Genomic DNA, 11,406 nt, shown 5'->3' on the forward strand with positions numbered 1-11,406 from the left:
CACGGCCGATAGCTCCCCAAGCCTGCGCGATTTTTCCGTGTGGGCCTCTCTCCGGCGTCCTCTGCATCGTCCTAACCCTTCCCTAATCGATCGTCGGCCATCTAGGCTCACTGCCCAACGCTAAGGGTGGTCTGTTAGGAGGGTGATTCATACTGCTTCTGAGCGCGGTTTGTGAATGGCCTAGCAGCTGGAGGGTGGCTGTCGACTGCGCTGTAGTCCATGCCATGGGTATGTCGCTGCTACGGACACAAAGTGGTTCATCTAGGCGGGGGGGGGGGGGGCGGGCGGGCGACTCGAGGCGCACTGCCGGAACGGGAGGATGGAGGGCTGGCAGTCACCAACCCTTCACTCAGAGGTGCTTACTTTTAATTGATGCCTCTCGAGTCCGAGCAACCTCAAAGTCCTTCTTCACCAATTCCTTCAGGAGCTTCAACTCCTTCGCGTACTCAGCCACAGTCAGGCCATCCTCCAAGCGCCGCGTAAGCTCCGCTTCTCGTTCGAAATAGGCATCCATGGCGCGCTGCATGTGAACAGTGTTGACGGTATCCGCGTAGTCTGCGGAGGCAGCCAAGGCCAAATGCAGATAGTCGTTAATCGAATCTGGGTCTAAGTGTCCAGTCCACTGGGTTACCTCGGCTTTGAAAATCTCAGTATTTAGGAGATTGCGCCGGAATTCGTCTTCGTTCGTAACTTGGTGCGTCCGAATTAGATCAATGAAAAGTTTTGTAATGAAACGGTGCCGAAACATATGTGGGAAGATCGGTGTCTCAATTCCTGAAGCTGTTTTTAGGTTCTTGATTTCGTTGTATAAAGTTTTGCTTTTTAACGGGCGTCCAGTCCTGTCGGAGACGAAGAACATTCGGTGGTCTTGTCCATCTTTGTACTTTTTCTTCATGATGTCACTACGCTGCCTCTCGATATAATTGTTCAGGAGATGTAGTAGCGTAGGTAGGACGGGTACTTCCCTAAAGCTAAGTTCGCCCTGCTTTAGCGTGGTGAGTCGTAGAGTAGGGTTTTTCTCAAGCTTCTTTGCGGCTTTAATATCATCAATTGTGACTTGTTCTATTTCTGAACGACGTGCTCCGGTGTCTGTAAGAAGATCGATAAGCAATGACCGCCTCACTTTTACGAATGCAGACGATTTAGCTTTTCGGGCAGTGTCTTTGAGCAGTGCTATCTGCTCAACTGTAATCGGGTTTCTTTTCTTCTTTCGCGATGGGGGGCCAAATGAATGATGTACCAGGTATGTACGGCGTGTCTTTCGGCCGAAGCTGTCCACTATGTCATAGGTTCGCTCTATCGCACGTATCCTGCCTTCGGGTGCAACAAAATCTGGATATCCATGCAGGCGACCTATAAAGCCTAAAAAATCTAGCCAGACACGACCTATCTCGGAAATCGTGCCTTCAGTTCGTTTCGGGACGCTAGGGTTTCGTGGTGACGTTTCTTCGCGTAACTCAGTTATATAGTCGCTGAAATCTCCATCAGATAGCATTATCGGATCAATTTGATCATGGTAGCATCGACGCAGCAGTTGACTTAGTTTTGCTGCATAGTCCCCCATGCTGCCGCCGTCCTGACCTGAACGAGAAAGACCGCGCCTGGATCCGCGACCTTTTCTGTTGAATAGGCTGAGCATGTAAAGGTTTCCGATAATGCACGGAGAACCATTGGGCCAGCTCATAAATGGGATGTTCGTCGCATCCCGCAAATTGGTGCGCCCGACAGAATAGTGACTGAACGTTTGAAACTCGCCCAGCAAACTATAGAGCTTGTGCGTTGACCGCTCATTAGTCTTTTTTGCGGTAGTCATTGATGTCAGTCACTGTAGTGGATGTAGCCTTCGGCAGCCGTGTTTCAGTGAGGTTGAATGGGGGAATGCACAGGCTTGTTATCGATAGGAGCGTAGCAATCGCATCTGAAGACCACTTCTCGAGAATCTTCAGATCCTTGGCAACACGGATGTCCTGGATTTGTCCGATCGCCTCCTGTAGCGCACGCAACAGTAGGTAATTCGTCTGGCGCAGCATCTCAAGCTCCGCCTCAACATCCTCGACCTTAAGGCTCAGCCCAACCTTGGTGCGCTTATTGCTCTTCGCCTTCTTGCGTTCCTCCCGCTCAAATGCCTCGATCGCTTTGGTTCGCAGAGCGTTGAGACTACTAAAGCCACCAGCCAGGCACTCATCGCTGTATTTCTTCAGCGTATTGAGACTGGTCGGGAACGTGTTGATGCCCGGCTCGCTACCAGCACTCACAATGCGATCGAGCGAAGCCAAGCCGGCTTGGCTTTTGAGGGCGCTCCGCAGCTCAGTATCTTCAACGAAATCGCTCGGCTTCGTGATTACCTGGGCCAGGAGGCGCTCAAGAGCCAACACTCCCGCCCTGGCTACTTCGCCACGTGCAGGGCGATCTGTCATGCTGCTTCTCCGTATTTGAGGCGTGCGACGACTTTCATGTGTTCACCGGTGGCATCGGTAAAGAACTCAGGCGTGATCTCGACCATCCCTTCATTGATCTTGCCGGTGATATAGTCTTCTAGTTCCGAGCTCGGAATCAAACCAAAATCATCAGTGCCATATTGTTCCTTTATCATCTCAGCTAACACAGTGAAGTTCTCGGTATTTCCCAAGTGAATGTTTTCTGCTGCAAACTGGGCGCCTGCTGAGTTAAGCAACGCACCATCCGTACTTTCGGTGATGTAATTATAGACGTGCTGTAGGTTCGCGTGACCTAGCATCCAGCGTAGGGTGTCGAGGCTTGAGAAACTCCCACAATAGAAGAAAAGCATTGCGAAGAACCGGCGCATCTGGTGTTGACGAAGATACCAACGCTGACCTTGATCGTTCACGGGTGTTTCAAAGTAATCACAGAAGATGTCTAGGTTGCGATTGTAGGCGGTATTACTTGAGTCGATGAACTCGCGAGTTCCGCGCATTTGTGGCAATGCAAAGAGAGTTTTGTAGCACTTGATATAGCCGATTTTCAGCAAAACCTTCTGCATCTTAATTAGATTTTTGATCATGTTCACAGCGACTGGCTCGATTGGGCGAGCTTCCGAACGACGCAGGCCGAACAGATGTCTAGTGCTCTTGCCGTTACCGAACAGTAGCCATTCCTCGGTTTCGTCCAAGCATCGGTCAGCCTTCAACGAGTACAGCTCGCTGACGCGTCTGGCCATCAGTATGCCAATGGTGAGCTGGATGCCTCCGACATACACCGCAAGAAGGTCGTACAGGCCGACGTTTGACCGTAGGTTCGAATAGTACTCCTCCTTTTTGCCTTTGATCGACTCCCGCAGAGTCTTTGTGTCGATGATCCTTGCGCTCAAAGAGAGGCGCGACACCCCGAGGTTGACCAAGTAGGGGCCAATGATATGTCTGACCTCAGCTTCAGAAAGCGTGGAAGGGTTAACGCCTCGTTTCTGGCACTCGATCGCGATTCTGCAGAAGCCTTTGATGATCTCCGAACCATGCTCAATGTGCAGCTCGATCGCGTTACGCAGGGACGTGAACACCAGGTCTGATGGCACCGTCCGGAACCGGCCTTTGGTGCCAAGCTCAGGCGTGAAGCTATCGGCCTCTCTCAGAGCTTTGAAGGTAGGTGCTGCCAGGCCGATCTCGTGCAGCGTGCCGAGGTTATACACGGAGCTTCGGTAGGCGAAATAGGTCTGGTCACGCATCAACTCGAGCGCACCGGTATTGGTTGGAATTCCTGGGTACTCACGCGTGAATAGTGACGTGTCATCGTTAAACCCAAGGATCATGTGGACGGGCTTGAACTGGTTTTTTCCCCAGAGAACCTGGGGATAAAGAATGCCGGAGAGCCTGATGGTGTTGGGCTGATGGCCATATTCGACCTGTGGGGTGCCATATAGCCCCCGGATGAGTAGCGCTGCACGGATGGGTGGAATCAGGTCGTGCGGGATACCTAACTCGTCATCATCCTTTTGCTCGTTAGTGATGATGAGCAGCTGCGGGCGCTCCCTGAGCACACTGAGAATTTCCATTTCACTCGTGTCTTTCAGGATGCTGTGGCAGTACTCTCGCAGAGTCACCGACCAGTTGTAGATCGATTCTGCACTCGAGGGCGTTTTCGAAATCGTTTCAAGTAGCTCAATGAGATTACCGCCCGTCAGGCCTGCCAAGCCGTATGTGGATAGCTGGTAGCGTTCATCATTGATCAACAGATAATCGATGATCTGGCATGCTCTGCTGAACTGCTTTGCCTGCTGGCCTTCGAGCTCATTGGTCGTACCCATGTCGAAATCGCGTCGCGTGCTCGACGTCAGGAAGTATTTGAACCCCTGATATAATTCATGGTTCTTCGCATCAATCAGCGAACTGCCGTCAGCCAGCGTGATTTCCCAGTCAAGCTCTTTGGGGCTCTTCTTGTAGCCGAACGAGTACTGCCACTTTGGCGCATCGAAGTCGCTAAGCAGCCAGGGCGCCGTTTTGTACTCCTCGCGTGGGGAGTTCAGAAGTGGGGTCAGGAATTTGAGCTCAGGCGGCAGCAGCATAAATCAGGCTCTCCATTTGGCTAGCGTCAATCTGGGTTTTGGCAGTAGCCAGGTAGTCTTGCAGGTCGAACTCGTAACCTTCGGTGATATCGTTGACGAGCAGTTTGGTCAATTTGGCCCAGTACAGTGCTTTGGCGCAGATATCGTCCTGACGCTTTGACTTCCTGACCGCTTCTTCAAGTGAGAGGAGGGCCGTGAGAATGCCTACGTCGACGGAGATCATCACCCGGTCAGCGCTGCCGTCATTTGCTGCTGGTTTGTTGTTTTTCTTGTTCTTCTTGTTCGTAGTTTCTTGATTTGTGCGGTTGCGGGCATCGCGATAGCCTTCTGGGTCGCGCATAGCCTCTGGGATGTCTTTAAGCGCATTGTTCTTCAAGAACTGATGCAGCTCTTCCATCGTCTGGAAGTTTGATACTTTCAGCAGGTATTTGCTGTCTTTCATCGCATGGCAGATGATCCCTCGCTGGAACGCCCTGATCCACCTCGTCTGGAAAAAGGCCAGAATCGGCTCGGGCAGGTAGCTGCTCAGGAGATCAGGCGAGACGTTAGTGTGCCCCAATGCGGCAGCGGTCTCGGTCAGGCTGTTATTTTCGATGTACAGCAGCACTGCTCGCGTCGCTCTCAGAGAAGTGACCGAGATCCGACAGATGAATTCTTCGATTTCCTTCTTTGGCATGTCAATGAATTCGGCGAACTCGCCAGCTAGATGTTGATACCTAGTCTCGAGCGTTCCGGAGTTCCAGTTCGTGGGCGACATCTTTTTGGGACGCGTGAGTCCCCGCGAGCACTGAATGAAAAGTTGCCGCCATGCGTCATCACCCTCGGTGCGTAGATAGTCACGCAATGGTTGCGTGCTCCTAATTATCTGCCTCACTCGAACTGCGTCGCGAGGTCTCAGCTTGATTTTGATTTCACTGTTTTCCCCACCTTTTCGGTCTTTGTACCCAGTAAGCTGGTAGTAGCCGTCCAGCTTGATGAAACCGGTCAGATCACCTTTCTTGTCATAGAGCTCAAAGTTGTCCAAGAACGATTGAGTAATGCACGGGTATTCATGCACTAGAAGGATCTTGAATGGGTAAAGTTCGTTAGCTGAGGGTACTTGTAAAAAGCTGTTCAGCAGATCACGGTTTATGACTTTTCCGAACCGTTTGGAGAAGTCTTTGTGGACGTAGCCGAAGCCGTGTTCATTGAAAGCAGCGCACACGTCTTCAGGCTTGACGTCTTCGGGTTGCGCGTATGTGGCATAAATAACTTTTTCGGGGTTTCCCAGCTTCGCGAGTCTGTCGCGCGACTTCTGAGCGTTGGATGTATTCCAAGCTTTTTTATTTGCCCACCTGTATAAGGCATTACTGTCAGCTTTGATGCTTTTGAAAATTAGCTCGATTGCCTGAGTGTCTGTGAGGTGATAAGGGATCTCAGTAATCAATTTAACTTTAATTAATTCGCCCTTAGCGTTTTTCTTGTTGTTAGTGTCAATGCCTGCCGTATGTTGAACTGCCGGCTTAGGGAGTGCGCTGGCATAGGGTTTCACCCAAACGCCAGATGCAAGCATCGTCGAGTCAACTAGTTGGATCATCGCAGCGAACGACTTAGTCGCTGTCGGGATGTCATTTCCGCGCTCGTGGTGTTCTGTGAAGTAATTGAGCATATACGCTAGAAAGACGCGCTTGATTTGGATCGGATCCTGAAAGGTCTCGACGGGCCAAGCTTCCGCTCGCTCAGAAATAAAGTTCAAGAATGCGTTGAATTCAGAGCTTCTTGGGCGCCGCATCTTGAGGAAATGCTGGCGCATACATTTATAGATTTCTTCTGCGAAATCAGGCCCGTGCGAAATCCATACATTAGCTAGAGATAAATAAGCAACCTTGTCGTTCATGTAATTGACTGCCCAACCGTTCCAGAACCGGACAGCTTGTGGATCAAGATTGTCTTTGATTGATGTCCAGTACTTCGCGTTGAACTTGGGCCAGCCGTCTCGTCCCCCAGTTCCTTCGAAAGTGTGGAGCAGCGGAATCTCTTTCGCCATCTCGCGCAGCATCCTGACGAACTCGCGTGCGTAGCTGCTGCACAGCGGGCGGGTGACGTCAATGAACGTGGGGTCGTACAGCGCCCCCAGGAAGCCTCGGACGGTGCGTTCGAAGGATGGAGAGGAGAGGCCGAGGTAGGTGATAGGGCTGTTGGTGATGTTGCAGTAGGCGTCGAAAATCTTGGTCAGTTGGCCCATGCCGGCGAGCGCGATCGGCTCGTAGGAGCGGTGCATGAGCTCAAGGACATCTGGGGGCAGCGTAGTGAAAGGATAGTTCGCAAGAGCTAGCGATCCTTTGAGAATTGTCAGATTTCCCATGAGGCTTTTGCTCGTCTGTAAGGCGCGTGATATCTATATTCTGACAATTTTGATAAGATAATGTAAATGACAAAATGCTGGAGCGTAGTCTTGATGCCGATCTCGCACTGGCCCTGAGTCTTAATGGCCGGGAGCTGTTTCGCGAAGACCAGCCGCTGAAAATCCTCTTGATGTCCGCGACGCTGGAAGGCGAACGCCTGGCCGGGTTGCTCGATGACGCGCCGATCCTGCGCAGCGAAGGCCGGATGTATCCGGTGGTGATGCACTGGGGCCGGCCGTTCCAGCCCGGTGAATTCATCGAGCCGCGTCTGGTGCAAACCATCCTCGAAGCCTTGAATGACGAAACCGGCAGCGTGCTGGTGTTCTTGCCGGGGCAGGCGGAAATCCGTCGGGTGCATCAACAGTTGGCGGATGCCTTGGGTGCGAGCACGCAGATTTTGCTTTGTCCGTTGCACGGTGAACTCGATCTGGCCGCGCAACGCGCCGCGATTGATCCGGCACCTGCAGGCTTTCGCAAAGTGGTGCTGGCCACCAACATCGCCGAGACCAGCCTGACCATCGACGGCGTGCGCGTCGTCATCGATGCCGGGTTGGCGCGGGTCCCGCGTTTCGACCCCGGCAGCGGCATGACTCGCCTCGACACCCAGCGCATCTCCCGCGCCAGCGCCACTCAGCGCGCCGGCCGGGCCGGGCGGTTGGAGCCGGGCGTGTGTTATCGCCTGTGGTCGCAGGATCAGCATGAACAACTGGCGGCCTACGCCAGTGCGGAAATTCTCTCGGCAGACCTTGCCGGCCTGGCCTTGCAATTGGGGCGTTGGGGCGTAAAGCCTGGGCAATTGGTGTGGCTCGACGTGCCGCCGGCAGCGGCTTATGCACAGGCTCAGGATCTGCTGGAGCGCCTCGGCGCACTCGACGGCGAAGCGCTGACCCGACACGGCCAGGCCATGGCCGAACTGCCGGCGCATCCACGGATCGGGCATTTGCTGTTGCGCGGTCAGGCGCTAGGGCTGGCCGACATGGCTTGCGATGTCGCGGCCCTGCTCGGCGAGCGGGATATCTTGCGCGGCGCCGGAGCGGATCTGCACAGCCGATTGGTGCTGTTATCCGGCGAAGAACGAGCCGCACGCGGTGCTCAGGGCGGTGTGCAACGAGCCCGGCAACTCGCACGGCAGTATCGCGGCTACTTGCGCGGCAAAGCGTCGGAGCTGGTCAGCGATCCCGATCACCCGCGTTGGCTCGGTGCGCTGTTGGCGCTGGCTTATCCGGATCGAGTCGCGCAACAGCGGCGGCCCGGTGGCGCGGAATATCGTCTGGCCAATGGCCGGGCGGCGTTGTTCGCCGAGGCCGACAGTTTGATGAAACAGCCTTGGCTGGTGATCGCCGATCTGGGCAGCCGTCAGGGCCAGCGTGAAGAGCGAATATACCTGGCGGCGGATTTCGATCCGGCGTTGTTCGATTCAGTCCTGGCCGAGCAAGTACGCTGCGTCGATCAACTGGATTGGGACGAGCGCGAAGGCGTGTTGCGGGCCGAGCGTCAGCGCAAGGTCGGCGAGTTGATCCTCAGTCGCGAGCCCTTGACCGGCCTCGACGAAACCGCCCGCAGCCAGGCGTTGGTCAATCTGGTGCGGCGCAAAGGTCTGGAACTGTTGCCGTGGACCCCGGAGCTGCGTCAGTGGCAGGCGCGGGTGGCGTTGTTGCGGCAGTTGGACCTGGGCAGTAAAGGTGAGAGCGAATGGCCGGATGTCAGCGACGCCGCGTTGCTCAAGAACCTTGAACACTGGTTGATGCCGTACCTGGGCAAGGTCTCGCGGCTCAGTCACTTCGGCAATCTCGACCTGTCGAGCATCGTCCATAACCAATTGCCGTGGCCATTGCCGCAACGGCTCGATGAGCTGGCGCCGCATCATCTGAGCGTACCGTCCGGTTCATCGATTCGGCTGGATTACAGCGAGCATCCACCGATTCTGGCGGTGCGTTTGCAGGAACTGTTCGGCCTGGCCGAAACCCCGCGCATCGCTGGCGGCCGGCAGGTGGTCAAACTGCATCTGTTATCCCCGGCGCGGCGGCCGGTGCAGGTCACCCAGGACCTGGCCAACTTCTGGCGCAGCACCTATGCCGAGGTGAAGAAGGATTTGAAGGGGCGTTATCCGAAGCATTACTGGCCGGATGATCCGTTGGTGGCCGAAGCCACCGCTAGGATCAAACCGCGTAAAAGCTGAAGATCAAAGGATCGCAGCCTTCGGCAGCTCCTTGTATCTCGACTATTGCTCCGTCAGGAGCGATAGTTCTCGACTGATCATCGAGGGAGGGACCTGGAAGCCGTGCAGCTCCTTAGGCTTTTTGCCTGTGACGTAGATCGTGCTCCAACCCTCCGCACTCACTCGTATAGTTCGAACGGTATCTTGGGCCCGCCTCTGGCTAGAGCCCGCATTCGCAAGGTCGGACAGAGTGCAGTGATGATCGCAATTGATCTGATTGGGAGAGTGTTATGTCCAGTTTCGTCGGCGTCGATGTCGCTAAAAACACCTTTGATATCGCTACACATCTGCCAAATGGCAAGCATAAAACCAAGGCCAAACTGGCTAACAATTCCAAGGGTTTCAAAGAGTTTGAAGTTTGGTTGCAGAAGCAGGCCGAGCCTTCGACCCTGATCGTGATGGAAGCGACCAGTGTCTATCATCTGGAGCTCGCCGAGTTCGTCTACAACAAGGGTTATCGGGTCTGCGTGGTGAATCCGGCCACGACTCACGCGTATGCGGGCAGCGAGTTACGTCGGATCAAAACCGACAAGAGTGATGCCAAGCTGATCGCCGACTTCGCTAAAGAAAAAAATGAAAAGCTCAAGCTTTGGGCTCCGGAACCGCTGAAGTTCCGCCAACTGAAGGCCATGGTTCGTCGCCTGGATGACCTTCAAGAGATGGAGCAAATGGAGCGTAATCGTCTGGACGTGTCCGACGAAAAGGTCAAAGAGTCGATCAACTCGGTGATTGGCCACATCGAAAAAGAAATCGTTGAAACCCACAAGGCGATCAAAAAACATATCGATGACGACCCCGACATGCGCCAGATGCGCGACTTGGTCGTGACCATCGACGGCATTGGCGAGAAAACGCTTGAGCGGTTGCTGGCTGAGCTGGGCGACCTGCGCAAGTACGACGACCCTCGAAAACTTGTCGCGGCTGCTGGCCTGAATCCAGAACTCCAGGAATCAGGGCTCCTCAAGGGCCGCAGCCCGATCTCGAAGATCGGCTCAGCGCGCTTGCGCGCAGGCCTATACATGCCGGGCTTGGTCGCGTTGCAACACAACAAAGCAATAATCGCCATGAAAGATCGCCTGAAGGCCAACGGCAAGGCCCCCAAGCAGATCATCTGTGCTGCCATGCGCAAGCTGCTGCATTACGTTTACGCAGTGCTCAAATCGGGCCAGCCATATGACCCTGAATTTGCGCTTGCTCGGTGAGATTCAAGACGGTATCTACAGGGGATCGCATTCCAATGTAGGAGCTGCCGAAGGCTGCGATCTTTTGATCTTAAGAGTCACGAGGCCGAAGCAGATCCTTCAGCCTTGGCAGTCAACTGCTCCCGGCAATAATCGGCAAACAATTGCGCGGGTTTGGTCAACTGCCCGCGCTTCAACCACGCCGCCACCAGCCCGGAGCCGGTGACGTCTTCGACGATGTCCACGCACACCACTTTCTGGCCGTCATAGGTGCACTCCGAATGCGGCCGCGTGACCAGGATCGAGAAGCCGAACCCTTGCCCGACCATCCCCCGGACCATCTCGATCGACGGTGAGCTGAAGGCAATCCGTGGCGTCAGGCCCAGCTCTTCGAACAGGCTCACGAAGTAAGTCCGGCTCGGTTGCACGTCCAGCAGAATCATCGGTTCCAGACATAGATCGCGCAGCGATACTTGCTTGAGCTGAGCAAAGCGATGGTCGGCCGGCAGCAATGCATAAGGCCGCTGCGCCGGCATCAAGGGTTCGGTTTGGATAGTCGCATCGAGGTCGTGTTCATACAGAATCGCCAGGTCAAAGGTGCCCGAGGTCAGGCCTTGCACCAACTCTTGTTGCTCGCCGTCGCGGATGCGGATGCCCACCCCCGGATACAGCGCCGAGAACCCGGCAATCAACTGTGGCAGGTACAGCGGTGCGACGGTTTCAAAGCAGCCGATATCGATTTGCCCGGCCACCACGTCGTTGTCGGCCAAGGCGTTCTGTTCGAACTCCTTGGCCATGCGCAGCAATTCCTGGGCCTTGCGGTAGAAGCGCGCGCCGCTGGGGGTCAAGGACACGCCCTGGGCGTGATGACGGATCAGCAGTTGCACGCCGAAGCTGTCTTCCAGGCCTTTGATCGCCGTGGAGATCGCCGGCTGGGCGATATACAGCTTACGAGAGGCCTCGGCGACGCTGCCGCACTCGACGGTGGTGATGAAATACTTCAATTGACGCAGGTTGTAGGCAGCCACGGCAAACCTCGGGGGTTGGATGAACTCGACATCCAGGCAATTTGCGCGCCGCCCGCATCCGTTCTGACGACGGTGTTTT

6 protein-coding genes and 1 pseudogene are annotated in these 11,406 nt (G+C 54.9%); 2 read left to right on the forward strand and 5 right to left on the reverse strand.

The window, feature by feature from the left end; translation table 11 throughout:
- Positions 1-349 precede the first annotated feature (349 nt).
- Genes AC1MEW_RS07375 through AC1MEW_RS07390 form a run of 4 tightly spaced genes read right to left on the reverse strand, consistent with a single transcriptional unit; the run spans position 350 to position 6,860 of the window.
- Positions 350-1,813, reverse strand: coding sequence for a tyrosine-type recombinase/integrase (locus tag AC1MEW_RS07375; protein ID WP_480425876.1), 1,464 nt, complete (start codon positions 1,811-1,813; stop codon positions 350-352).
- Complete coding sequence (locus AC1MEW_RS07380; RefSeq protein WP_480425878.1) at positions 1,791-2,417, reverse strand: hypothetical protein; 627 nt, start codon at positions 2,415-2,417, stop codon at positions 1,791-1,793. The genes AC1MEW_RS07375 and AC1MEW_RS07380 overlap by 23 nt, the downstream gene beginning before the upstream one ends.
- Positions 2,414-4,516 (reverse strand): integrase, encoded by a 2,103-nt coding sequence (locus AC1MEW_RS07385; protein ID WP_480425880.1) that lies wholly within the window; start codon positions 4,514-4,516, stop codon positions 2,414-2,416. Before AC1MEW_RS07385 ends, AC1MEW_RS07380 begins: the two co-directional genes overlap by 4 nt.
- Complete coding sequence (locus tag AC1MEW_RS07390; RefSeq protein WP_480425882.1) at positions 4,500-6,860, reverse strand: hypothetical protein; 2,361 nt, start codon at positions 6,858-6,860, stop codon at positions 4,500-4,502. Before AC1MEW_RS07390 ends, AC1MEW_RS07385 begins: the two co-directional genes overlap by 17 nt.
- Before the next feature lie 68 nt (positions 6,861-6,928).
- Here AC1MEW_RS07390 and hrpB point away from each other — a divergent pair.
- Both hrpB and AC1MEW_RS07400 read left to right on the forward strand, forming a co-directional pair.
- Positions 6,929-9,079 (forward strand): annotated as a pseudogene (gene hrpB, locus AC1MEW_RS07395) (ATP-dependent helicase HrpB); the annotation flags it as partial.
- A 269-nt stretch (positions 9,080-9,348) separates the two neighbouring features.
- Positions 9,349-10,320, forward strand: coding sequence for an IS110 family RNA-guided transposase (locus AC1MEW_RS07400; protein ID WP_480423023.1), 972 nt, complete (start codon positions 9,349-9,351; stop codon positions 10,318-10,320).
- 77 nt (positions 10,321-10,397) lie between these two features.
- Here the strand turns inward: AC1MEW_RS07400 and AC1MEW_RS07405 are convergent, their stop codons facing one another.
- Positions 10,398-11,327, reverse strand: coding sequence for a LysR family transcriptional regulator (locus tag AC1MEW_RS07405; protein WP_322269729.1), 930 nt, complete (start codon positions 11,325-11,327; stop codon positions 10,398-10,400).
- Between the last annotated feature and the right edge of the window lie 79 nt (positions 11,328-11,406).

Source organism: Pseudomonas sp. ASL4 (assembly GCF_056680395.1).